Raw genomic sequence first — 23,429 nt, forward strand, 5'->3', positions numbered from 1 at the left:
AGTGGAGGAATCTCATGCGACGGCAGCTTTTGACATCGACAACGGCTCTCGTCCTCCTGCTCGGCGCCGGCAGCGCCTATGCGGGCATGGACGAGGCGAAGGCGTTCCTGGACAAGGAGATCGGCGATGTATCGTCGCTCTCGCGCGCCGATCAGGAAGCCGAGATGCAGTGGTTCATCGACGCCGCCAAGCCCTTTGCGGGCATGGATATCAAGGTCGTCTCCGAAACCATCACCACCCACTCCTACGAATCGGAAGTGCTGGCACCGGCTTTCTCCGCCATCACCGGCATCAAGGTGACGCACGACCTGATCCAGGAAGGTGACGTGGTCGAGAAGATCCAGACCCAGATGCAGACGGGGCAGAACCTCTATGACGCCTGGGTGAACGACTCCGACCTGATCGGCACGCACTGGCGCTACCAGCAGGTGCGCAACCTGACCGACTTCATGGCCAACGAGGGCAAGGACGTCACCAATCCGAACCTCGACCTCGACGACTTCATCGGCCTGTCGTTCACCACCGCGCCGGACAAGAAGCTCTACCAGCTTCCCGACCAGCAGTTCGCCAATGTCTACTGGTTCCGCTACGACTGGTTCAACGACGAGAAGAACAAGGCCGACTTCAAGGAGAAGTATGGCTACGACCTCGGCGTGCCGGTCAACTGGTCGGCCTACGAGGACATCGCCGAGTTCTTCACCGGCCGCGAGATCGACGGCAAGAAGGTCTATGGTCACATGGACTACGGCAAGAAGGACCCGTCGCTCGGCTGGCGCTTCACCGATGCCTGGCTGTCCATGGCCGGCAATGGCGACAAGGGCATCCCGAACGGCCTGCCGGTCGACGAATGGGGCATCAAGGTCGATGAGAACAGCCGCCCGGTCGGTTCCTGCGTGGCGCGCGGCGGCGACACCAACGGCCCGGCCGCCGTCTATGCCATCCAGAAATACCTGGACTGGCTGAAGGCCTACGCACCCGCTTCCGCGCAAGGCATGACCTTCTCCGAATCCGGCCCGGTGCCGGCCCAGGGCGAGATCGCGCAGCAGATCTTCATGTACACCGCCTTCACCGCCGACATGGTCAAGGAGGGCCTGCCGGTGATGAACGAGGACGGCACGCCGAAGTGGCGTTTCGCCCCGTCGCCGCATGGCGTTTACTGGAAGGAAGGCATGAAGCTCGGCTATCAGGACGTTGGTTCGTGGACGCTGATGAAGTCGACGCCCGACGACCGCGCCAAGGCCGCATGGCTTTACGCGCAGTTCGTCACCTCCAAGACGGTGGACGTGAAGAAGGCCCATGTCGGCCTCACCTTCATCCGCGAAAGCACCATCCGGCATGAGAGCTTCACGGAGCGTGCGCCGCAGCTCGGCGGCCTGGTCGAGTTCTACCGCTCGCCGGCCCGCGTGCAGTGGTCGCCGACGGGCACCAACGTGCCGGACTATCCGAAGCTGGCGCAGCTCTGGTGGCAGGCGATTGGCGATGCCTCTTCGGGCGCCAAGACCGCTCAGGAAGCCATGGACTCGCTCTGCGCCGAGCAGGAGAGGGTGATGGAGCGCCTCGAGCGGTCCGGCGTGCAGGGTGACTTCGGCCCCAAGATGGCCGAGGAGCACGACCTCGAATACTGGAACAAGGACGCCGTGGCGAAGGGCAATCTCGCGCCACAGCTCAAGATCGAGAACGAGAAGGAAAAGCCGATCACCGTCAATTACGACGAGCTGGTCAAGAGCTGGCAGGAATAGTCCTCCACGCGACAAGCAACGGGGGCGGCATCTGTCGCCCCCGTCCTTTGTGTCGATGACACCTGCCTGAGTCTTGCATCCCGCCCGCCAAATGCAGGAGGATGCAATTTCCCTGAGCATGACGCCCGACAGCGGAAACCGGTTTCGGGATGACGACATGCGCCAAATCAAGTTGCATTAAGGACAAGAGACACCGTGGACGGCTTCATCCTTGCCATCGACCAGGGCACAACGTCGAGCCGGGCGATCCTGTTCGACAGGAACAGACGGGTGGTCGGTGTCGGCCAGCAGGAATTCACCCAGCATTATCCGGCTTCCGGCTGGGTCGAGCACGACCCGGAGGAAATCTGGGCGAGCGTCGTCGCGACCGTCAAGCAAGCGCTGAAAAAGGCCAAATGCCGGGCCGGGGATGTCGCCGCCATCGGCATCACCAACCAGCGCGAAACCGTCGTCATCTGGGACAAGGCCACCGGCAGGCCGATCCACAACGCCATCGTCTGGCAGGACCGCCGCACCGCGCCGCTGTGCGCAAAGCTGAAGAAGCAGGGGCTGGAGCCGAAGTTCACACGCAAGACCGGCCTGCTGCTCGATCCCTATTTCTCCGGCACCAAGATCGCCTGGATGCTGGACAAGGTGAAGGGGGCAAGGAAGCGCGCCGAACAGGGCGAGCTGCTTGCCGGCACCATCGACAGTTTCCTGATCTGGCGGCTGACCGGCGGCAAGGTGCACGCCACCGACGCGACCAATGCCTCCCGCACGCTGGTCTACAATATCGAGAGGAACCAGTGGGATGCGGAGCTTCTGCGCATCCTAGACATCCCGGCCGCGCTGCTGCCCGAGGTGAAGGATTGCGCCGACGACTTCGGCGCGACCGAGGAAAATCTGTTCGGCGCGGCGATTCCTATTCTCGGCGTCGCCGGCGACCAGCAGGCGGCCACCATCGGTCAGGCCTGCTTTCAGCCCGGCATGATGAAATCCACCTACGGCACCGGCTGCTTCGCGCTGCTCAATACCGGCGGCGATCTGGTGCGCTCGAAGAACCGGCTGCTGACCACCATTGCCTATCGGCTGGATGGCAAGACGACCTATGCGCTGGAGGGGTCGATTTTCATTGCCGGGGCGGCGGTGCAATGGTTGCGCGACGGGCTGAAGATCGTTAGTCGCGCCGACGAAACCGGGCCGCTGGCACGGCAGGCCGATCCGTCGCAAGCCGTTTATCTGGTGCCGGCCTTCGTCGGGCTCGGCGCGCCGCATTGGGACGCGGAGGCGAGGGGCGCGATCTATGGCCTGACCCGCAACACCGGCCCGGCCGAGTTCGCACGCGCGGCGCTCGAATCGGTCGCCTACCAGACCCGCGATCTGCTCGACGCCATGCACAGGGACTGGAGGGCGAACGGCGCCGACACGGTGCTGAGGGTCGATGGCGGTATGGTGGCGTCGGACTGGACCATGCAGCGGCTGGCCGACATCCTTGACGCGCCGGTGGATCGCCCGACCATTCTGGAGACGACTGCTCTGGGTGCCGCATGGCTGGCTGGTTCGAAGGCCGGCGTATGGCCTGCGATGGAGGAGTTCGCCAAGGGTTGGGCGCTGGACCGGCGTTTTACCCCGGAGATGGACAAGGCGACCCGTGCGGCAAGCCTGAAGGGATGGCGGGACGCCGTACAGCGCACCCTGACGACCCAGTCGACTTCAATCCGCCGCTGATATCGTTCACCCGGACAATCAGGTGATGTTCGCAACGCATTGAAATAAAAAGAAAGCCCGCGAGATTCGCGGGCTTTCTTCTGTCTTGTGCCTGCCTCAGTAGTACGGCGAGACACACTGGCGGCGCGGCCCGTTATAGGGCTGGAACGTGTTGTCCGACGCGCGATAGCTGCGATAGCGGTTGTAGCACCAGCTCACATGTGAATTCCCGCCGCTGTAGACCGGAGGTGGCGGTGGAGCGCTGTTGGCGATGGCGCCGCTTATGATCGCGCCGGCGGCAAAGGCCGCGAGCGGGAACCAGTAGTCGCCATGCCGGCGATAGCCGGGGCGATAGTCGCGGTAACCCCGGTGACCTCGCCAATACACGCTGCGGTCACGACGGAAATCACGACGGAAATCGCGGCGGTCCCGGAAATCGCGCCGGTCTATGCGCCGGAAGTCGCGCCTATCAACCCCACGGTGGTCGCGTCTGATGATGCGATGGCCGGGGCGATGGTCGACCTGTTGCACATCAGCGGCTAAGGGTTGTGTCGCCGGTGCAATAGGCGCGATATAGGTCGGTGCCGCATTGGCCACAGCTATATCCGCTGCCATGAACGACAGCGAGAGGGCCGATGCGAGCAGGCCTGCAACAATGCGTTTCATCATGTTCTCCTGAACTGCGATGGCGTCCCTTTGCGGGTAGAACAGCTTTAAGGCGAAATTGTTCCCTCCGAAACGAGATTCAGCCTGGCATGAGCTGGCGTCCGGCTGTCACCCCGTCCCGTTTTTACCGAGCGGGCGGATCAAGCGGGAAAGGCCGCGAAGAGCCGCTTTTTCCGGTTGACCGGCCCCGCGGCGCTCCCTATGTTCCGGCCCAATTCGCGGCGGGCAACTCTGCGAAAACGCGGTCGGAAAGACCGTTGGCGGGCAGGCTTCCGGCACATGCCGACAGCCTCGTACAAAATGCCCGCACAGCAATGATGGGCCGGTAGCTCAGCGGTAGAGCACGTGACTTTTAATCATGTGGTCGAGGGTTCGATCCCCTCCCGGCTCACCATCGAACGGCTGAAATGAGGGGAGAACGCGCCGTGTCCCCGCAGCAATTTCCGCTAGGTGGCCAGCAGCGACACATGTCCCCCGGCGTGGCGTTCGAGGCGCCCGGCCAGGTCGAGTTCCAGAAGGATCATCTGCACCTGGGCCGGGTTCAGCGCAGTGTGGCGGATGATCTCGTCGACCTCGACGGGCGTCGGCCCGAGGGCGTTCACCACCAGCAGGCGTTGATCTTCGTGAGGGGTGGCGGCGGCGGACAGGTCGGCCGGTTCCTCAAGCGGCAGCTCGATCGTGCGGGAGGTGCCGCCTAACGGCGCGATGGCATCGAGCACGTCGTTTGCCTCGGTCGTCAGGGTCGCACCATCCTTGAGCAGGCCGTTGGTGCCGCCGGCGCGCGGATCGAGTGGGGAACCGGGCACAGCAAAGACCAGGCGGCCCATTTCCCCGGCGAGCCTGGCGGTGATCAGGGAGCCGGAGCGTTTCGCCGCTTCGACCACCAGCAGACCGAGCGCCATGCCGGCCACGATGCGGTTGCGCCGTGGAAAGTCCTGCGCCCGCGGCTGCCAACCGAACGGCATTTCCGAAACGATGGCGCCACCACGGTCGACGATCTCGCGGCATAGCGTTTCGTTTTCCGGCGGGTAGGGCTTGTCGAGCCCGCCGGCCAGAACGCCGATGGTGCCGGTGGCGATGCTGCCGCGGTGGGCGGCGGTATCGATGCCACGCGCCAGGCCGGACACGATGGCATAGCCGGCCTGCCCGATCTGCATGGACAGCGCGGCCGCCAGTCTCGTACCGGCAACGGAAGCATTGCGGGCGCCGACGACCGAAACGGCGGAAAGACGCAGGACAGGCCCGTCCCCCAGGACAGCCAGGACCGGCGGCGGGTGCTCGATTCGTTTCAGCAGCGGCGGATAGTCCGGCTCGCCGATGCATACGAATCGCGCGCCGATGCGCGCCGCATGGTCCATTTCCCGGATGATTTCCGATTCGGCGGGAATGCGCAGCGGTCTGCGCGAACCGGCTGACTGCACAAGTTCCGGCAACATCTCGAGCGCCGTCTGGGCCGAGCCGAAGCGGTTGATCAGATCGCGGAAGGAAGCCGGCCCGACATTGGGCGTCCGGATCAGCCGCAGCCAGGCCAGCCGCTGCCGGTCGCTCAGCCGGAGGGACGGCTGGCTCACCCCTTGGCCCCGATCCTGCCTTCTGTACCGGCGCCCAGGCGCTGGATATTGGCGCGATGCTTGACGAAGAGGATGACGCTCATCAGCGCGAACAGCCCCGCTATCTGCGGCGTGGAGAGGAACCAAAGCGCGACCGGCACGGCGATCGCGGCGCACAGTGCCGCCAGCGACGAATAGCGGAACAGGATGGCGACCAGCAGCCAGACGGCGGCGAAGATCAGCGCCACCTGCCAGGCAAGCCCGATCAGCACGCCGAGATAGGTGGCCACGCCCTTGCCGCCCTTGAAGCCGAGCCAGACAGGAAACAGATGGCCGAGGAACGCGCCGAAGGCGGCCCATGGCGCCAGCTCGGGTGCATAGCGGCCGGCAAGCAGGACGGCCGCCGTGCCTTTCAGCGCATCGAGCACCAGGGTCGCCGCGGCGAGCTTCCTGTTGCCGGTGCGCAGCACGTTGGTCGCGCCGATGTTGCCGGAGCCGATGGAACGCACGTCGCCGAGCCCGGCGGCACGCGTCAACAGCAGGCCGAAGGGGATCGACCCCAGCAGATAGCCGAAGATCAACGCTGCGACGGTCGTGAAGGTCATGTTTCCCCCTGCTGGCCGGTTCCGGACGCAAAACCGGTTCGCACTTTTGCTGGAACTGCTTTATGCCCCGAACACTGTGTGGCCGCCGACCATGGTTTGCAAGACCCTGCCTTGCAACCGGGCGCCCTCGAAGCAGGTGTTCTTGGAGCGGGAGCGGATGCCGGCCTCGTTCACCACCCACGGCTCGTCGAGGTCGACCACGGCGAGGTCCGCCGGTGCGCCGGGCGCAAGCCGGCCGCCCGGCAGTCCGAAGAGGCGGGCAGGGGCGGTGGAGAGCGCTTCCACGATGCGGATAAGCGGAACCTCCCCGTTGTGATGAAGGCGAAGCGCCACGGCGAGCAGCGTCTCCAGCCCGATGGCGCCGGCGGCGGCATCGGAAAAGGGCAGGCGCTTTGTGTCGACATCCTGCGGATCGTGCGAGGAGACGATCAGGTCGACCGTGCCGTCCTTCAGCGCCTCGATCATGGCGAGACGATCGTCCTCGGCGCGCAGCGGCGGCGTGAGCCGGAAGAAAGTGCGGTATTCGCCGACATCGTGCTCGTTGAGCGCCAGATTGTAGATCGCCACGCCGGCGCCCACATTGGCGCCGTCGCCCTTGGCGCGGCGGATGGCGTCGGCGGCCATTCCCGTCGATATCTTGGCGGCGTGGTAATTGCCGCGCGTCAGGCGGGCCAGCGCCAAGTCGCGTTCCAGCGGGATCGTCTCTGCCTCGCGCGGAATGCCGGAAAGGCCGAGCCAGCTCGCATAGAGCCCTTCGTTCATGACGCCGGAGGAGGCGAGGTCGGCATCCAGGGTCTCGTGAACGACGGTCGCGCCGAAATCGCGGGCATAGGTCAGCGCGCGCCGCATCACCAGCGAATTGGCGATGGTATGGCGCCCGTCGGTGAAGGCGACCGCGCCGGCTTCGCGCAGCAGCCCGAATTCGGTCATCTCCCGGCCTTCGAGGCCCTTGGTGATGGCGGCGGCCGGGAAGACATTGACGCAGGCCGTGTCGCGCGCGGTGCGCAACACGAACTCCACCAATGCGACATTGTCGATGGCCGGATCGGTATCGGGCATCATGACGACGGAGGTGACGCCGCCGGCGGCGGCTGCCTGGCTGGCCGAGGCGATCGTCTCGCGATACTCGCCCCCCGGTTCGCCGATGAACACGCGGCTGTCGACCAGCCCGGGAATGATCGCCTTGCCCGTGCAGTCGATGACGGTGGCGCCTTCCGGCGCGCCCTGGTTCAGCGCGTCCTTGCCGGCCGCGGCGATCTTGCCGTTCCGGATGACGACGCTGCCGGTTTCGTCCAGCCCGCGCGAAGGATCGACGATGCGGGCGTGGCTGAAGATCGTGGTCGTCATGCGCTGCGCCCTTCCGGATTGCGGCGCGGGTCGAGCAGCGCCTCCATCACCGCCATGCGCACGGCAACGCCCATTTCCACCTGTTCCTGGATCACGCTTTGCGGTCCGTCGGCGATCTCCGATGCGATCTCGACGCCCCGGTTCATCGGGCCGGGATGCATGACCAGCGCATCCTCCTTCGCCGCCTTCAGCTTCTCGGCATCGAGGCCGAAATAACGGAAATATTCGCGCACCGAGGGCACGAAGCTGCCGGCCATGCGCTCGCGCTGCAGGCGCAGCATCATGACCACATCGGCACCCTTCAGCCCTTCCTCCATGTTGCGGAAGACGTTGACGCTCATCTGCTCGATCCCCGACGGCATCAGCGTCGAGGGGGCGACCACCCGGACCTGCGCGCCGAGCGCGTTGAGCAGGATGATGTTGGAGCGGGCGACGCGCGAATGCAGGATGTCGCCGCAGATCGCCACCACGAGCCCGGCCAGCCGTCCCTTGGCGCGGCGTATGGTCAGCGCGTCGAGCAGCGCCTGCGTCGGGTGCTCATGCGTGCCGTCGCCGGCATTCACCACCGAGCAGCCGACCTTCTGGGCCAGAAGTGCGGCCGCGCCCGCCGACTGGTGGCGGATGATGAGGATGTCGGGGCGCATGGCGTTGAGCGTCATGGCCGTGTCGATCAGCGTCTCGCCCTTCTTCACTGAAGAACTGGCCACCGACATGTTCATGACATCGGCGCCGAGGCGCTTTCCGGCCAGCTCGAAGGACGATTGCGTCCGGGTCGAGGCCTCGAAGAACAGGTTGATCTGCGTGCGCCCGCGCAGCGTGGACGTCTTCTTCTCGGATTGCCGCGAGATGGAGACGGCGCGGTCGGCGCGGTCGAGCAGGATTTCAATGTCGGGTGGAGAAAGATCCTTATGCCAAGCAGATGGCGGTGGGGAAAGAGCGGCAGGGGCGCGTCTGTTTTGGTCATCTCAGGGCGCTGCTATAGGGCGAGGCGGGGTGCGCCGCAAGCGCCAGCTTTGCATTCGCGGGCCATCTTCCCCTATTTTCATCGCCGCATATGCGGCCATGGGCTATAAAGCCGCCACTGTTGCGGATTCGACAGGCCGCCAAGATACAAGCCGCCCAAGATTCAAGCCGCCAAGACATACAGGGACATTGCGTGACAGACGACGTGACGAACCAGCCGCCGCCGCTCACCGGCGCCAACGCCTGGAGAGGCGATCCGCTGCTGATCCAGCTTGCCGAGCAGTTTTCCGAACCCGTGCGCCGCGACCTCGACGGGCTCGGCCGCTTCGTGCTGACGCATGAGGCGCAGGACCTCGCGCGCCTGGCCAATACCGAGACGCCGCGCCTACGCACCCATGACCGGCAAGGCCGGCGCATCGATCTGGTCGAATACCATCCGGCCTACCATGCGCTGATGCGCCGTTCCGTGGCCAATGGCCTGCATTCGTCCATCTGGGAAAACGGCGATGCCGAGATCGGTCGCCGCCATCAGGTGCGGGCCGCGCGCTTCTACCTAACGGCCCAACTCGAGGTCGGCCATCTGTGCCCGATCACCATGACCAGCGCCTCGCTGGCGGCGTTGATGGGCAGCCCGAAGATTTTCCGCGAATGGGCACCGCGCGTCACCACCCGCAAATATGACCAGACGCAGAAGCCGCCGGTCGAGAAAACGGGCCTTACCCTCGGCATGGGCATGACCGAGAAGCAGGGCGGCACCGATGTGCGCGCCAACATCACCCGGGCCGAGCGGGCCGGCTCGACGGGGTTCTTCCGGCTGACCGGCCACAAATGGTTCATGTCGGCGCCGATGTCGGATGCTTTTCTGGTTCTGGCGCAGGCAACGGAAGGGCTGTCCTGCTTCCTGGTGCCGCGCATTCTGGGCGACGGCAGCGGCAACGGCTTCCGCTTCCAGCGGCTGAAGGACAAGCTCGGCAACCGCTCCAACGCCTCGTCCGAGGTGGAGTTCGAAAATGCCATCGGCGAGATGGTGGGCGAGCCCGGGGCGGGCGTGCGCACCATCATGGACATGGTGACGCTGACACGGCTCGATTGCGCCATCGCGTCGGCGGCTCTCATGCGCGCCGGCCTTGCCGAGGCGGTGCATCATTCCCGTCATCGCCAGGTTTTCGGCAAGAAGCTGTTCGACCAGCCGCTGATGCAGCGCGTGCTGGCCGACATGGCGCTCGACGTGGCGGCGGCGACCGCGCTTTCGTTCCGGCTGGCGCGGTCCTTCGACGAGGCGGCCGGTGATCGCGGCGAGGCAGCCTTCGCCCGTGCGATGACCCCGGTGGTAAAATACTGGGTCTGCAAGCTCGCGCCGGCGCTGCTCTATGAAGCGATGGAGTGTCTGGGCGGCAATGGCTATGTCGAGGAGGCGCCGCTGGCCCGCTACTATCGCGAGGCTCCGGTCAATGCGATCTGGGAAGGCTCCGGCAACGTCATGGCGCTCGACGTGCTGCGCGTGCTTGGCCGAGGACCGGGCCTGTTCGACGAGGTGCTGGCCGGCATCGACCGCGACCTCGGCGCCAGCGGCCACGGCACGGTCGGCGTGCTCAAGGCCGCCATGCAGGTGGCATCGAGCGACGAGGGCTCGGCCCGCATCCTCACCGAACAGCTTGCACTTGCCGCGGCGGCAGCCGAACTGCGCCGGCTCGGGGCAGGGCGCATTGCCGACGCCTTCGTGGAAACGCGTCTGGCCGGGCAATGGCGCACGACCTACGGCCTGCTCGATTCGCGGCATGATGCACGGCTGATCGTCGACACGCTCTATCCACAGGCAAGCTGATCCTTCCCGAGGCGTGAGAACCCCGAGAAGCAGCCTATTGCTGCGGTCGTTAACCATAGTTAACGGAATCCGTTGCGATGCATGCCGGTCGGCGTCACATTTATGGTTAGCAAGTCGTTAACCAGCGGGGTCGCCGGGGCGTGCCGATGAGAAGACCGGAAACAACCGGCACCGCCTGCAAGGTGGGGGGCTTCCGCTGATGCGCTATATATTCGCGCTGTGGGCCGCTCCGCTTATCCTGTTCTGGGGCTGGTTCTTCCTGTCCCTGAACGACATCAATTTCGGCTATGTGATGCTGAGCCGGCAGTTGCACGATTTCGTGTTCCAGCTTTACGGCGAAACCCTGGGTATCGATCCGGCCGTCATTCCGGGGCTGGTGGCCCGGGCCTGCATCATCGACACCGGCCTTCTGCTTGCCTTCTGGGCGTTCCGGCGGCGGCGCGAAATCGCGGCCTGGGTGAGGAAGAAGCGCGGCCTGGAGACGGAATCAGCCGGCGCGCAGCCGGCGCAACCGGTCGAGAACGCCTTGCAGGATGAAGGAAGCGGCGGCCGAATCGATCTTCCCGCTGCGCTTGGCGCGCGAGAAGTCCATTTCGATCAGGGTGCGCTCGGCAGCCACGGTCGATAGGCGCTCATCCCAGAACAGGAACGGCAGGTCGGTCAGAGGCGCCATGTTGCGCACGAAGGCACGCGACTTCTGGGCGCGGGGTCCATGCGTCCCGTCCATGTTGACCGGCAGGCCGATGGCGATGGCGCCGACATTCTCCTTCGCCAGAAGGGCGAGCAGGGCGGTGGCGTCCTGCGTGAACTTCTTGCGCATGATGACGGGACGGGGATGGGCGAAGGACAGGCCGGCATCCGAAACGGCAACGCCGATGGTCTTGTCGCCGAGATCGATCCCGGCCACGGTCCGGCCCGGCCTGAGACGTTCAGCCAGTTCTTCCACCTCGATGACGTTCTGCACCGGCTTTCCTTTGACATGCCTTTTCAGGCTTCTATCCTTGCGAGAAGCATGTCGCCCGAAAGTGGAAACCGGTTTCGGGATAACGACATGCGTAAAAACAACAACTTAAAGCGTAAGGAGCGAATCTGGAAGATCGCCACGCGCTTTAGGGAAAAAATCGAGGACGCGCGACATGAAACTGATCTGGTACGGCCATTCCGCATTCCGCATCGAGACCGGTGATGCCAGGATCCTCATCGATCCCTATCTGATCGGCAATCCGGTGTGGCAGGGCGGCTGGGAGGAGCCGGCCGAGGGCGTCACGCACGTTCTGCTGACACACGGCCATGACGATCACATCAGCGGCGCGGCCGAAATCCTCAAGAAGTCGGGCGCCATGCTGGTCGCCAATTTCGAGATCTGCATGTATCTGGTCGGCAAGGGCGTCAGCGATGCCAGGATCAATCCCGGTAACATCGGCGGCACCGTCGATTGCGGGGGCTTCACCACCACATTCGTGCAGGCGCTGCATTCGTCCTCGGCTTCCGGGGAAGGGGGCGGCAACACCTATCTCGGCAATCCGGGCGGGCTGGTGCTGCATTTCCCGGACGCGCCGACGCTCTACCACATGGGCGACACCGATATCTTCTCCGACATGGCGCTGATCAATGAACTGCACGAGCCGAAGGTCGGCATCGTGCCGGTGGGCGACCGCTTCACCATGGGTGGCGCGGTGGCCGCCCTTGCCTGCCGGCGCTTCTTCAATTTCGAGACGGTGGTCCCCTGCCATTTCGGCACCTTCCCGCTGATCGACCAGACGCCCGACAAGTTCGTGGAGGGTATGGAAGGCGCCGGCGTGAAGATTGCGCTGCCGAAGATCGGCGAGCCGATCGAGATCTGATCGGCGGTTGATGTTGCACCTGCCTGCCTGCACCGCTATAGCGCAGGCAGGTTCCAAACAGGCTTTGAAGCAGGCTTTCACATGTCGGTCGATCTACAGACGGTCAAGCGCGTCGCGCGCCTTGCACGCATTGCGGTGAGCGAGGAGGAGGCGGCGGCCATGACCGGCAAGCTCAATTCCATACTGGGCTTCGTCGAGCAACTGGGCGAGGTCGATGTCACCGGCGTCGAGCCGATGACCTCGGTCATCCCGATGGAGATGAAGAAGCGCGGGGACGAGGTCACCGACGGCAACAAGGCCGCCGACATCGTCGCCAACGCGCCCGCCACGGAGGAGAATTTCTTCCTTGTGCCGAAGGTTGTCGAATAGCGGTATACGCCGCGTGTCATACCTTTCCTGCCAGGTTTTCCAGAAGAAGCTATTTCGATGACCGATCTGACCAGACTGACGATTTCGCAGGCGCGCGAGAAGCTGCGCGGCAAGGAAATTTCTGCCGTGGAACTCACGGACGCCTATCTTGCCGCCATCGACGCGGCCAATCCGGCCCTGAATGCCTATGTCGCCGTCACCCACGACAAGGCGCGCGACATGGCCAAGGCATCCGATGCGCGGCTTGCCTCGGGGCAGGCGGGAGCGCTGGAGGGCATTCCGCTCGGCATCAAGGACCTGTTCGCCACCGAAGGCGTACACACGCAGGCATGCAGCCATGTGCTGGATGGCTTCAAGCCGCATTATGAATTGACGGTGACTGCCAATCTGTGGGCGGACGGCGCGGTGATGCTCGGCAAGCTCAACATGGATGAGTTCGCCATGGGCTCCTCCAACGAGACCTCCTATTACGGCCCGGTGAAGAACCCGTGGCGAGCGAAGGGATCGAACGCCGATCTCGTTCCCGGCGGCTCCTCGGGCGGCTCCGCCGCCGCCGTTTCGGCCTTCCTGTGCGCCGGCGCGACGGCCACCGATACCGGCGGCTCCATCCGCCAGCCGGCCGCGTTCACCGGCACCGTCGGCATCAAGCCGACCTATGGCCGCTGCTCGCGCTGGGGCATCGTCGCCTATGCGTCTTCGCTCGATCAGGCCGGGCCGATCGCGCGCGACGTGCGCGATGCCGCCATCCTGCTGAAGTCGATGGCCTCGGTCGACGCCAAGGACACGACGTCGGTCGACCGTCCGGTGCCGGACTACGAAGCCGCGCTCGGCCAGTCGGTGAAGGGCCTGAAGGTCGGCATCCCGAAGGAATACCGTGTCGAGGGCATGCCGCAGGAAGTCGAGGCGCTGTGGCAGCAGGGCATCGCCTGGTTGAAGGAAGCGGGCGCCGAGATCGTCGACATCTCGCTGCCGCACACCAGATACGCGCTGCCGACCTACTACATCATCTCGCCGGCCGAGGCTTCCTCGAACCTCGCCCGTTATGACGGCGTGCGCTATGGCCTGCGCGTGCCCGGCAAGGACATCGTCGAGATGTACGAAAAGACCCGCGCCGCCGGCTTCGGCGACGAGGTCAAGCGCCGCATCATGATCGGCACCTATGTGCTGTCGGCAGGCTATTACGACGCCTATTACCTGCAGGCGCAGAAGGTGCGCACGCTGATCAAGAAGGATTTCGAGGATGCCTTCGCGGCGGGCGTCGACGTCATCCTGACCCCGGCCACGCCATCGGCTCCGTTCGGCATCGCCGATCAGGACATGGCGAGCGATCCGGTGAAGATGTACCTCAACGACATTTTCACCGTGACCGTGAACATGGCCGGCCTTCCCGGCATCGCCGTTCCGGCAGGCCTCGACGGTCGGGGCCTGCCGCTCGGCCTCCAGCTTATCGGCCGCCCGTTCGATGAGGAAACCCTGTTCCGCACCGCGCACGCCGTCGAGCAGGCCGCCGGCACCTTCCAGCCCGAGAAGTGGTGGTAGGCTTCCAGATGGAGAGATAGGCCGTGTTTTTCTATCTCTCCAAGCTGTTCTGGTTCGTCGCCCAGCCGGTCAACCTGATCGGGCTGCTGATAGTGGCGGGCATTTTGCTGGCCATCGCCGGCTGGCGTCGCCTGTCGCTCTTGCTGTCGTTCTGCGCCTTCCTGATCCTCGCCATCGGCGCATGGACGTCTACCGGCGCGCTGCTCCTGCATCCGCTTGAGGATCGTTTCACGCGGCCCGATCCTGCGCCTGCACAGGTTGCCGGCATCATCGTCCTCGGCGGCGGCTTCGAGGGCGGCGTGAACCTCGTTCGCGGCGGCTATGAGCTGAATTCCAGCGGCGACCGCTTCGTCGAGGCTGCCGTGCTGGCGCGGCGCTACCCGCAGGCGCGCGTGGTGGTGACCGGCGGAAGCGGCAGCCTGATGCTGGAAGGCGAGGGCGATGGCGACACCGCCCCGCGCCTGCTGACGGCGCTCGGCGTCGAGCCCGGCCGGCTGGTGTTGGAGAACCGCTCGCGCAACACCTATGAAAACGCTGTTTTCACACGCGAAATGGTTGATCCGAAGGCAGGAGAAACCTGGCTGCTGGTAACGTCGGCCTTCCACATGCCGCGCTCGGTCGCCCTGTTTCGCAAGGCCGGCTTCGATGTGGTGCCGTGGCCGGCCGATTATCGCACCGCCGGCAACGAACATGTCGGCCTGACCCAGGACAATGTGGCGGATTCGTTGCAGAACCTGACCGTCGCGATGCGCGAATGGATCGGCCTTCTCGCCTACTGGCTGTCCGGCCGGATCGATTCGCCGCTGCCGGGACCGGCTGATTGACCCGTTTCCTCGTCTACCGCCAGCACCGCCGCACGTGCATTCGAGAAGAACTGCCGGCGCAGCAGCACCACCGTCAGCAGCGCGCTGGAGAGCACGAAGGCGATCGGACCGACAAACCAGCCCAGATAGCCTATTGAAAAGAAGACGGCGCGCAGGCCGGAATTGAAATGCTTGCCGGCGAGCTTGTTCATCTTCGCTGCACGCTGGACAGCCGCGCGTGTGACCGGGTTATGCGCCTGCTCGCCATAGGCCACCGGCACCGCCCCGATCAGGATCGAGCAGTAGTTGAACAGCCGGTAGGACCAGCCAAACTTGAAGAAGGCGAACGCCAGGATGATGACCAGCCCGACGACCTTGAGCTGGAATGCCGTGCGGGTGGCCGTACCTTGCAGATGCAGGTCGGCAAGCACGCCGACCACCTGATCCGAAGCGCCAAGCAGGGCGAAACAGCCGCCGATGGCGATCAGCGCGCTTGAGGCGAAGAAGGCCGTGCCCTGCTGAAGCCCGCTCATGATCGCCGTGTCGACGATGCGGATCTCGCGTTCGGCCATGCGCTCCATCCAGATTTCGCGCTGGCGGCTCATGGCCGTGGTGAGGGACGGACGATGAAATATCCGCCCGTCCGAGGCGAGCGTGTGCAGGCCCCACGCCAGCAGGAAGAAGCCCAGCGCGGCGAAATCGGCCGTGGAGAGATGGAAGGAATCGCCCATGTTCCCCTTCTATCACACGTGATGTCGCGCAAGGAGCAGGCGAGGTCGGTCACATCCATGAATTGGGTGTGGCCCTATGGAAAAGTGCAGAAAACCATCGCTGGAACCACTATATAGGCGTCGGGCGCAAAGATGCGTTGGTTGGCCTCGGGAGGTAGCGGGCGTTGTTTCTTTCGGTTTTCGACCTGTTCAAGATCGGTATCGGGCCGTCGAGTTCCCATACGATGGGGCCGATGACGGCTGCGGCGCGGTTCTTGTCGGAAATCCTGTCGGACGACTGGCCGCGCCCCGCAGACGCGAAGGTGGATCGGGTCAGGGCCAGCCTGCATGGTTCGCTGGCCTATACGGGTGTCGGCCATGGCAGCGACCGCGCCGTCATCCTCGGCTTCACCGGTCTGGTACCGGTCAAGGTCGACCCGGACAAGGCCGATGCCATTGTCGACAAGGTAGCCGCCGAGAAGCGTGTTTCCCCGCCCGGTCATCCCGCCTATCGGTTCGATCCGGCGCGCGATCTCGTCCTCGACAAGAAGACGCCGCTCACCGGCCACGCCAACGGCATGGCCTTCTACGCCTATGATGCGGGCGACAGGCTGCTCCTGAAGCGCATCTACTACTCCATCGGCGGCGGTTTCGTCGTTTCGGACGAGGAACTGCAGCGCATGAAGCAGCGCGGTTCGATCACCACCGAAGGCAAGAAGGTGCCCTATCCTTTCAAGAACGCCGTCGAGATGCTGGCCATGGCCGCCAAGAGCGGGCTGTCCATCGCCGAGATGAAGCGGATCAACGAAGAAACCCATATGTCGCGCGAGAAGCTCGATGCCGGACTCGACGAAATCTGGGGGGCGATGAAGGGTTGCATCGATCGCGGCCTGTCGCAGGAAGGCATCATGCCGGGCGGGCTCAAGGTGCGCCGCCGCGCGCGCCAGCTTCATGAGAAGTTGCAGGAGGAGTGGAGCCGCAACAGGCCCAATCCGCTGCTCGCCAATGACTGGCTGTCGATCTACGCCATGGCGGTCAACGAGGAAAACGCCGCCGGCGGCCGTGTGGTCACCGCGCCCACCAATGGCGCGGCCGGGACCTTGCCGGCGGTGCTGCGCTATTGGCTGCATTTCCACCCCGAGGCCGACCCGGCCTCGATCCGGGATTTCCTGCTGACCGCTGCCGCCATCGGCGGCATTATCAAGACCAACGCTTCCATCTCCGGTGCGGAGGTCGGCTGCCAGGGCGAGGTGGGCTCCGCTTCCGCCATGGCCGCCGCCGGCCTGTGTGCGGTGATGGGCGGAACGCCGGAGCAGGTCGAGAACGCAGCCGAGATCGCGCTGGAGCATCACCTTGGCATGACCTGCGATCCGGTCGCCGGACTTGTGCAGGTGCCGTGCATCGAGCGCAACGCGCTCGGCGCGGTCAAGGCGGTGACGGCGGCTTCGCTGGCCATCAAGGGCGACGGCAAGCACTTCGTGCCGCTGGATGCCGCCATCGAGACGATGCGCCAGACCGGCGCCGACATGAACGAGCGTTACAAGGAGACGAGCCTTGGCGGTCTCGCCGTCAATGTTGTGGAGTGTTGATCCACAAGCCGGCCCCTGTGGAAAACCCGCTGATGCAGAACACGATGTCGCGTTGAACGCGAAACGGCCAGACGCTAGTTTCTCGCCATGGCATTGAACATTCTCAAACTGTGCGTCGGCTGCGACAGCGTCGAGGAACTTGAGGCGTGGGTCGCCCAGAAACTGGCCGAGCGCCGCCGCAATGGCGAGCCGGTCGAGCACTGGCACACCACGCGCATGGTGCCGGCCCGGGGCCCGGAGATCACCGATGGCGGCTCGCTTTACTGGGTGATCAAGGGCAATGTGCAGTGCCGCCAGCTCATCACCGAGATACGACCCTTCACCGACGACCAGGGGATTGGGCGGTGCCGGCTCATCCTCGATCCGGTGATCGTCCGCACCGACTGGCAGCCGCGCCGGCCGTTTCAGGGCTGGCGCTATCTGAAGGCAGAAGATGCCCCCGCCGACCTCGGCAAGGGCAGGGCAGGGATGGCGGAAATGCCGCCCAAGCTGCGCCAGGAACTGGCCGAACTGGGGCTTCTTTAAGCCGGGATTCAGCGGTTCTGGAATTTCAGCCTGATGGCCGGCTGGCCGTTCGGCGCGAAGGCCTTGAGGCGTATCTGCACCACCGGCTGGGTGTTGCGCCAGGTGCGCGCGCCGTGGCTGAGAAGCAGCCCCACCAGATCCTTGGTCTTGAAGCGGGAGTTGCCGGGGCGGATGTTCTTCAGTCGCGTCGCGGCCTGGTAGAGGGCCTGCGTTCCGATGTCACTGGCCGGGTCCTTCTGCTGGCGAAGCGGGTTGATGAAGCCGGCAACCTGCTGATCTCCGATCACGACTGAAACTCCTTCGACACTGAACTCTTCCGGGAGTCGTTCGCCGCGCTGCTATTGCTGCACGGCGAAGCATTCGATGCGCTGCTTCTTCAGGGCGCTGCACGCCTTGAGCGCGGCGGTCTGCGTCTCGAAGCCGCCGAAGCGGGCGCGGAAATAGGTCACGCCGCCTTTCCTGAACGGAACGGTGTAGCCCGAGGCGCTGGCGAGGATGGCGCGCGCCTGGGTGGCGGTCTTGCCGAGAGCGGCTTCCGCTTCCGATTTGCTCGGCGACGACGCCACCTGAACCACCCAGCCAGTGGGCAGGGATGCAGTGTTGACCGGGTCGATCTGCTGCGACGGTTCCGGGCCGGCATAGGCCTGGGCGAACGGAATGTCCGCAGGCTCGGCCGAGTCGGCGCCGACCGCCAGCTTGGGCGTCGGTGCCCGAGACGGAACCGGTGCCGCGCTGGCGGCGACCGGCGCCGCGCTGGCGACGATGGCTTCGACCGTGCTCGGCTTGGCGTCCGGCGTCGGGGCATCATGCTTGGGCAGCACGACCTTGGCGATCGCCTGCGAGGCGCTGTCGTTGTCCGTCCTGGCGATGAGGGCGCCGCCGCCCCGCCGCGAGGCCTTGGGCAGGTAGGCGTTGATCAGGCGCGCCATCTCGTTGTCGCGGCTGGCGCCGGACTTGCCACCCATGACGACGGCGACGAGCTTGCGTCCGTCCACCGCCACCGAGGAGACGAGGTTGAAGCCGGAGGCGCGCGTATAGCCGGTCTTGATGCCGTCCACGCCCTTGATGCGGCCGAGCAGACGGTTGTGGCCGTTGATGCGCTGGCGCCCGTACATGAAGGAGCGCTGCGCGAAATAGTCATAATATTGCGGGTAATGCTCGCGCAGCGCGATGCCGAGCGTGGCCATGTCCCGCGCGGTGGTGAACTGGCCCGGATTGGGCAGGCCGTGGGCGTTGCGGAACACCGTGTTGGACATGCCCAGCGAGCGCGCCTTCGCCGTCATCATCTTGGCGAAATTCGCCTCGCTGCCGCCGAGCAGTTCGGCAAGCGCGGTCGATGAATCGTTGGCGGACTTCGTGACCATCGACAGGATGGCCGTTTCGACGGTGATGGAGCCACCCTTGCGAACACCCAGCTTGGTCGGAGGCTCCGCCGCCGCATTGGCGGAGAAGCGAACCTGCGTCGACTTGGCTATCTTGCCCTTCGAAAGCGCCTCGAAGGTCAGGTAGAGCGTCATCATCTTGGTGAGGGACGCCGGATAGCGCCGCGCATTGGCATTGGAGGAATAGAGCGTCTTGCCGGTATTGGCATCGATGACGATGGCGGCATCCTTGGCAGCCGCCTGCGATGCCGCCGTGGCTCCGACGAGAAAGGCGGCCGTTGCCGCAACGGTGGCCACTGCCCGGAAAGAACGCGCGGAAAGGGAAACGATACCGGAGAACGCCTTACGCACTGTTACTTCCTTTGGGTTTCATTGCGGTGGGGATGGCAAAGGTCCTATCCCAGCCTGATTTTTCCGAGCCTATCCACCCACCGTTACCAATCCGTTTATGGTAACCGCCGCGTTCACCAATTCCGGCACAGTCGAGGCAAATTTTATGGGTTTCTTAGCAATTGCCGGCCGACAACCTCGCGATTGACATTTTGTGCATCGCACAATATTTATACGGCATTGCACAAGTGCCGGCATCCGGTTTTGCGTCCGGCCATTTGGATCCACGAAGGAGGACAGCACATGTCCGATACCACCTACGAAGAGTTCAGCAAGTACGGCAAGGAATTTGCCGATTCGGGTCTCAAGAGCATTGCCTCCCTGTCCAAGGGCGCGCAGGCAATCGCCGTCGAGGCCAGCGAATACACCAAGAAGAGCCTCGAAGCCGGCAGCGCCACTTTCGAGAAGCTGCTTTCGGCCAAGTCGTTCGAGGACGCGCTCGGCATCCAGACCGACTACGTCAAGCAGGCCTACGAGTCCTTCGTGGCCGAGGCGACGAAGTTCGGCGACCTCTATTCGGAACTCGCCAAGGAAGCCTACAAGCCGTTCGAAGGCATCGTCGCCAAGGCCCGCTAAGGTTCCCGACATTCTTTTGCCGGCCTATCCGCCCAGAACCCGGCTGCGTTCCCGCGCAGCCGGGTTTTTGCTTTTGGGAGCGGCTGGCGGAAACGTTATTTGGCGTTGACGCATTATTGGTCTTACGACCGTATTGTCAGGGACACAGAAGGGCTTAAAATTCGACAAGAACGACCTACATGTCGATTTGCTCAATGGGGCTGGCCCGGGGACTGGCCCTGGGGCTGGATCGAGAGGCAGGGATAAAAGTGACTGGCAGTCTGGTTGCCGTGGCAAATGCGGCGCGAATGCAGAAGGATCAAGGCGGCAATGGCGGCGGCCGCGGCACGGCCGTCATCACGCGCACCCAGACGAAGACCAAGCGTCCCAATCTTTATCGCGTGCTCATTCTCAACGACGACTACACGCCGATGGAGTTCGTCGTCCACGTTCTGGAGCGTTTCTTCCAGAAGGACCGGGAGGCGGCCACGCGTATCATGCTCCATGTGCACAACCATGGTGTGGGAGAATGTGGCGTTTACACATTCGAGGTGGCCGAGACCAAAGTATCTCAGGTCATGGATTTCGCCCGACAAAATCAGCATCCGCTGCAATGCGTGATGGAGAAGAAGTGAGGTAACATGCCAGCTTTCTCCCAAGGCTTGGAAAAGGCACTTCACCAGGCGCTGACGATCGCCAATGAGCGTCATCATGAATATGCGACCCTGGAACACCTGCTGTTGGCACTGATCGACGACGCCGAGGCGGCCGCGGTAATGCGTGCATGCAACGTCGACCTCGATGAGTTGCGGCAGACGGTGATGAACTATATCGACACCGAACTCGACAACCTGATCACCGGCTATGACGAGGATTCGAAGCCGACCGCCGGCTTTCAGCGCGTCATCCAGCGTGCGGTGATCCATGTGCAATCGTCCGGCCGCGAGGAAGTGTCGGGCGCCAATGTGCTCGTCGCCATCTTCGCCGAGCGCGAGAGCCATGCCGCCTATTTCCTGCAGGAACAGCAGATGACCCGTTACGACGCGGTCAACTACATTTCCCACGGCATCGCCAAGCGTCCCGGCGCCTCGGAATCCCGCACCCCGCGCGGTGCCGAGGACGAGCAGCCCGGCGGCGGCCCCGGCGAGCAGCACGAGGACGGCAAGAAGAAGGCGCAGGACGCGCTCACCGCCTATTGCGTCAACCTCAATGCGAAGGCCCGTGCCGGCAAGATCGATCCGCTGATCGGCCGGGCGGCCGAGATCAACCGCACTATCCAGGTGCTGTGCCGCCGCTCCAAGAACAACCCGCTCTATGTGGGCGATCCCGGCGTCGGCAAGACGGCCATCGCCGAGGGACTGGCAAAGCGCATCGTCGAGGGCGACGTGCCGGAAGTCCTGGCCGATGCCACCATCTTCGCGCTCGACATGGGCACGCTGCTGGCCGGCACCCGCTATCGCGGCGACTTCGAGGAGCGTCTGAAGCAGGTCGTCAAGGAGCTTGAGGACTATCCGGGCGCGGTCCTGTTCATCGACGAGATCCATACCGTGATCGGTGCCGGGGCGACGTCCGGCGGGGCCATGGATGCGTCCAACCTGCTGAAGCCGGCGCTTTCCTCTGGTGCAATTCGTTGCATTGGATCAACGACTTACAAGGAATTCCGCCAGTTCTTCGAGAAGGACAGGGCACTTGTGCGCCGGTTCCAGAAGATCGATGTCAACGAACCGACGGTCGAGGACGCCATCGAGATCATGAAGGGGCTGAAGCCCTATTTCGAGGAGTTCCACAAGGTCAAGTACACCAACGACGCCATCAAGGGCGCGGTGGAGCTGTCGGCCCGCTACATCAGCGACCGCAAGCTGCCGGACAAGGCGATCGACGTGATCGACGAAACCGGCGCCTCGCAGATGCTGGTGCCGGAGAACAAGCGCAAGAAGACCATCGGCATCCGGGAAATCGAGGCCACCATCGCCACCATGGCGCGCATCCCGCCCAAGACGGTGTCCGCCGATGACGAGAAGGTGCTGGCCGGTCTCGAGAACGAGTTGAAGCGCGTGGTCTATGGTCAGGACACCGCCATCACCGCGCTCAGCTCGGCCATCAAGCTGGCCCGCGCGGGCCTGCGCGAGCCCGACAAGCCGATCGGTTCCTATCTGTTCTCAGGTCCTACCGGCGTCGGCAAGACCGAGGTGGCGAAGCAGCTTGCTGCGTCGCTCGGCGTCGAATTGCTGCGCTTCGACATGTCGGAATATATGGAACGCCACACCGTTTCGCGGTTAATCGGCGCGCCTCCCGGCTATGTCGGCTTCGACCAGGGCGGCCTGCTGACCGATGGCGTCGACCAGCATCCGCACTGCGTGCTGCTGCTTGACGAGATCGAGAAGGCGCATCCGGACCTGTTCAACATCCTGTTGCAGGTGATGGACCACGGCAAGCTGACCGACCACAACGGCAAGCAGATCGACTTCCGCAACGTGATCCTCATCATGACCACGAATGCGGGTGCACAGGATCTCGCCAGGGCGGCCATCGGCTTCGGCTCGTCGAAGCGCGAAGGCGACGACATGGAGGCCATCAACCGGCTGTTCACGCCGGAGTTCCGCAACCGTCTCGATGCGATCATCCCGTTCGGCTCGCTGCCGGTGCCGGTCATCCATCAGGTGGTGCAGAAGTTCGTCATGCAGCTCGAAGCCCAGCTTTCCGAGCGTGGCGTCACCTTCGACCTGTCGGAGGAGGCGGTCGCGTGGCTGGCCGACAAGGGCTATGACGAAAAGATGGGCGCCCGTCCGCTCGGCCGCGTCATCCAGGAGCACATCAAGAAGCCGCTGGCCGAGGAAGTGCTGTTCGGCAAGCTCAAGAAGGGCGGCACGGTGCGGGTGACCGTCGAGAAGAAGGAAACCGGGGAAACCGGCCTGAAGCTGGAAACCGTGCCAGACGAAGCGAAGGTGCAGCCGAAGAAGGAGCCGGAGGAGCGGCCGAAAGCCCGCAAACCCGCCGCCAAGAAGACCGTGGCCAAGAAGGCCTCGCCTCCGAAGGCCCAGCCGAAATCCAGGGAAGGAGGCAAGCGCAGCCTGGTGCCCCAGCTACCCCGCAAGTAGCGGCACTCCATGCCCGCTTCGGGCAACGGCGGCGCGATTGGCCAGCCCGATCATCGATGAGGCCGGAACATCATGACCGATGTTCCGGCCTCATAATGTATGGGCCGGACTTGACTTGGCGGGCCTCAATGCGCGACACGCGGGGGCAGAGCGGCGCGCATTCCGACGAATGCCGGTCACCGTTTTGATTTTTTCGCATGCGCGGCTCCAGGCGATTCCGGCCTGACTGCCGCCTGTTCCTGGC

At 64.3% G+C, this 23,429-nt stretch carries 20 protein-coding genes, 1 tRNA gene and 2 pseudogenes; 14 read left to right on the top strand and 9 right to left on the bottom strand.

The window, feature by feature from the left end; translation table 11 throughout:
* Window positions 1–14 precede the first annotated feature (14 nt).
* Together ACVCNR_RS00280 and glpK are read left to right on the top strand one after the other, a co-directional pair.
* On the top strand, window positions 15–1,739 hold the full coding sequence (locus ACVCNR_RS00280; protein WP_447073319.1) for an ABC transporter substrate-binding protein: 1,725 nt from the start codon (window positions 15–17) through the stop codon (window positions 1,737–1,739).
* A 195-nt stretch (window positions 1,740–1,934) separates the two neighbouring features.
* Window positions 1,935–3,446, top strand: coding sequence for a glycerol kinase GlpK (gene glpK, locus ACVCNR_RS00285; RefSeq protein WP_447073321.1), 1,512 nt, complete (start codon window positions 1,935–1,937; stop codon window positions 3,444–3,446).
* Window positions 3,447–3,542: 96 nt separating this feature from the next.
* Here the strand turns inward: glpK and ACVCNR_RS00290 are convergent, their stop codons facing one another.
* A complete protein-coding gene (locus tag ACVCNR_RS00290; protein ID WP_447073322.1) occupies window positions 3,543–4,091 on the bottom strand; it encodes a BA14K family protein in 549 nt (182 codons plus the stop codon).
* A 319-nt stretch (window positions 4,092–4,410) separates the two neighbouring features.
* Here ACVCNR_RS00290 and ACVCNR_RS00295 point away from each other — a divergent pair.
* Window positions 4,411–4,485, top strand: a tRNA-Lys gene (locus tag ACVCNR_RS00295).
* Window positions 4,486–4,537: 52 nt separating this feature from the next.
* Here the strand turns inward: ACVCNR_RS00295 and dprA are convergent.
* From dprA to ACVCNR_RS00315, 4 genes and pseudogenes are all read right to left on the bottom strand, one after another.
* On the bottom strand, window positions 4,538–5,662 hold the full coding sequence (gene dprA / locus ACVCNR_RS00300; protein WP_354195911.1) for a DNA-processing protein DprA: 1,125 nt from the start codon (window positions 5,660–5,662) through the stop codon (window positions 4,538–4,540).
* On the bottom strand, window positions 5,659–6,246 hold the full coding sequence (plsY, locus tag ACVCNR_RS00305) for a glycerol-3-phosphate 1-O-acyltransferase PlsY (protein ID WP_354195909.1): 588 nt from the start codon (window positions 6,244–6,246) through the stop codon (window positions 5,659–5,661). Before plsY ends, dprA begins: the two co-directional genes overlap by 4 nt.
* A 60-nt stretch (window positions 6,247–6,306) precedes the next feature.
* Entirely contained in the window at window positions 6,307–7,593 is a 1,287-nt protein-coding gene (locus tag ACVCNR_RS00310) for a dihydroorotase (RefSeq protein ID WP_354195907.1), read from the bottom strand.
* Window positions 7,590–8,557, bottom strand: a pseudogene (locus ACVCNR_RS00315) (aspartate carbamoyltransferase catalytic subunit). Before ACVCNR_RS00315 ends, ACVCNR_RS00310 begins: the two are co-directional and overlap by 4 nt.
* A gap of 192 nt (window positions 8,558–8,749) precedes the next feature.
* Here ACVCNR_RS00315 and ACVCNR_RS00320 point away from each other — a divergent pair.
* Entirely contained in the window at window positions 8,750–10,381 is a 1,632-nt protein-coding gene (locus ACVCNR_RS00320) for a DNA alkylation response protein (RefSeq protein ID WP_354195904.1), read from the top strand.
* Between the two features lie 199 nt (window positions 10,382–10,580).
* A pseudogene (locus ACVCNR_RS00325) lies at window positions 10,581–10,850 on the top strand (DUF6105 family protein); the annotation flags it as partial.
* An 18-nt stretch (window positions 10,851–10,868) separates the two neighbouring features.
* Here ACVCNR_RS00325 and ruvX read toward each other — a convergent pair.
* Window positions 10,869–11,345, bottom strand: coding sequence for a Holliday junction resolvase RuvX (ruvX, locus tag ACVCNR_RS00330; RefSeq protein WP_354195902.1), 477 nt, complete (start codon window positions 11,343–11,345; stop codon window positions 10,869–10,871).
* Between the two features lie 172 nt (window positions 11,346–11,517).
* On the opposite strand from ruvX, the gene ACVCNR_RS00335 reads away from it, so the two are divergent.
* From ACVCNR_RS00335 to ACVCNR_RS00350, 4 genes are all read left to right on the top strand, one after another.
* Complete coding sequence (locus ACVCNR_RS00335) at window positions 11,518–12,225, top strand: metal-dependent hydrolase (RefSeq protein ID WP_354195901.1); 708 nt, start codon at window positions 11,518–11,520, stop codon at window positions 12,223–12,225.
* Window positions 12,226–12,306: 81 nt separating this feature from the next.
* A complete protein-coding gene (gatC, locus tag ACVCNR_RS00340) occupies window positions 12,307–12,594 on the top strand; it encodes an Asp-tRNA(Asn)/Glu-tRNA(Gln) amidotransferase subunit GatC (protein WP_354195900.1) in 288 nt (95 codons plus the stop codon).
* Window positions 12,595–12,651: 57 nt separating this feature from the next.
* Window positions 12,652–14,133, top strand: coding sequence for an Asp-tRNA(Asn)/Glu-tRNA(Gln) amidotransferase subunit GatA (gene gatA, locus ACVCNR_RS00345; RefSeq protein ID WP_447073325.1), 1,482 nt, complete (start codon window positions 12,652–12,654; stop codon window positions 14,131–14,133).
* 23 nt (window positions 14,134–14,156) lie between these two features.
* A complete protein-coding gene (locus ACVCNR_RS00350; protein ID WP_447073327.1) occupies window positions 14,157–14,957 on the top strand; it encodes a YdcF family protein in 801 nt (266 codons plus the stop codon).
* Here the strand turns inward: ACVCNR_RS00350 and ACVCNR_RS00355 are convergent.
* A complete protein-coding gene (locus ACVCNR_RS00355) occupies window positions 14,906–15,667 on the bottom strand; it encodes a DUF599 domain-containing protein (RefSeq protein WP_447073329.1) in 762 nt (253 codons plus the stop codon). The genes ACVCNR_RS00350 and ACVCNR_RS00355 overlap by 52 nt on opposite strands.
* Window positions 15,668–15,831: 164 nt before the next feature.
* On the opposite strand from ACVCNR_RS00355, the gene ACVCNR_RS00360 reads away from it, so the two are divergent.
* Both ACVCNR_RS00360 and ACVCNR_RS00365 read left to right on the top strand, forming a co-directional pair.
* Entirely contained in the window at window positions 15,832–17,235 is a 1,404-nt protein-coding gene (locus ACVCNR_RS00360) for an L-serine ammonia-lyase (protein WP_447073331.1), read from the top strand.
* Window positions 17,236–17,322: 87 nt separating this feature from the next.
* A complete protein-coding gene (locus ACVCNR_RS00365; RefSeq protein WP_354195890.1) occupies window positions 17,323–17,760 on the top strand; it encodes a DUF1489 family protein in 438 nt (145 codons plus the stop codon).
* 8 nt (window positions 17,761–17,768) lie between these two features.
* Here ACVCNR_RS00365 and ACVCNR_RS00370 read toward each other — a convergent pair whose 3' ends face one another.
* Window positions 17,769–18,047 (bottom strand): hypothetical protein, encoded by a 279-nt coding sequence (locus ACVCNR_RS00370; protein WP_447073333.1) that lies wholly within the window; start codon window positions 18,045–18,047, stop codon window positions 17,769–17,771.
* A gap of 51 nt (window positions 18,048–18,098) precedes the next feature.
* Window positions 18,099–19,493, bottom strand: coding sequence for a D-alanyl-D-alanine carboxypeptidase (locus ACVCNR_RS00375; RefSeq protein WP_447073335.1), 1,395 nt, complete (start codon window positions 19,491–19,493; stop codon window positions 18,099–18,101).
* A 282-nt stretch (window positions 19,494–19,775) separates the two neighbouring features.
* Here ACVCNR_RS00375 and ACVCNR_RS00380 point away from each other — a divergent pair, with 282 nt between their 5' ends.
* The 3 genes from ACVCNR_RS00380 to clpA all read left to right on the top strand — a co-directional run bounded on the left by ACVCNR_RS00380 (window position 19,776) and on the right by clpA (window position 23,185).
* Entirely contained in the window at window positions 19,776–20,108 is a 333-nt protein-coding gene (locus tag ACVCNR_RS00380; RefSeq protein ID WP_354195884.1) for a phasin family protein, read from the top strand.
* Window positions 20,109–20,395: 287 nt separating this feature from the next.
* Window positions 20,396–20,722, top strand: a complete 327-nt coding sequence (clpS, locus tag ACVCNR_RS00385) for an ATP-dependent Clp protease adapter ClpS (protein ID WP_354196027.1) — start codon at window positions 20,396–20,398, stop codon at window positions 20,720–20,722.
* Between the two features lie 6 nt (window positions 20,723–20,728).
* On the top strand, window positions 20,729–23,185 hold the full coding sequence (gene clpA, locus ACVCNR_RS00390) for an ATP-dependent Clp protease ATP-binding subunit ClpA (protein ID WP_447073337.1): 2,457 nt from the start codon (window positions 20,729–20,731) through the stop codon (window positions 23,183–23,185).
* The last annotated feature ends 244 nt before the right edge of the window (window positions 23,186–23,429 follow it).

The sequence above is a fragment of the Aquamicrobium terrae genome, from assembly GCF_052978165.1.

Coding starts and splice junctions, on each gene's coding strand:
- clpS (WP_354196027.1), top strand. CDS start 20,396: ATGCAGAAGGATCAAGGCGGCAATGGCGGCGGCCGCGGCACGGCCGTC.
- plsY (WP_354195909.1), bottom strand. CDS start 6,246: ATGACCTTCACGACCGTCGCAGCGTTGATCTTCGGCTATCTGCTGGGG.
- ACVCNR_RS00290 (WP_447073322.1), bottom strand. CDS start 4,091: ATGAAACGCATTGTTGCAGGCCTGCTCGCATCGGCCCTCTCGCTGTCG.
- ACVCNR_RS00335 (WP_354195901.1), top strand. CDS start 11,518: ATGAAACTGATCTGGTACGGCCATTCCGCATTCCGCATCGAGACCGGT.
- ACVCNR_RS00380 (WP_354195884.1), top strand. CDS start 19,776: ATGTCCGATACCACCTACGAAGAGTTCAGCAAGTACGGCAAGGAATTT.
- ACVCNR_RS00310 (WP_354195907.1), bottom strand. CDS start 7,593: ATGACGACCACGATCTTCAGCCACGCCCGCATCGTCGATCCTTCGCGC.
- clpA (WP_447073337.1), top strand. CDS start 20,729: ATGCCAGCTTTCTCCCAAGGCTTGGAAAAGGCACTTCACCAGGCGCTG.
- ACVCNR_RS00355 (WP_447073329.1), bottom strand. CDS start 15,667: ATGGGCGATTCCTTCCATCTCTCCACGGCCGATTTCGCCGCGCTGGGC.
- gatC (WP_354195900.1), top strand. CDS start 12,307: ATGTCGGTCGATCTACAGACGGTCAAGCGCGTCGCGCGCCTTGCACGC.
- gatA (WP_447073325.1), top strand. CDS start 12,652: ATGACCGATCTGACCAGACTGACGATTTCGCAGGCGCGCGAGAAGCTG.
- ACVCNR_RS00280 (WP_447073319.1), top strand. CDS start 15: ATGCGACGGCAGCTTTTGACATCGACAACGGCTCTCGTCCTCCTGCTC.
- ACVCNR_RS00365 (WP_354195890.1), top strand. CDS start 17,323: ATGGCATTGAACATTCTCAAACTGTGCGTCGGCTGCGACAGCGTCGAG.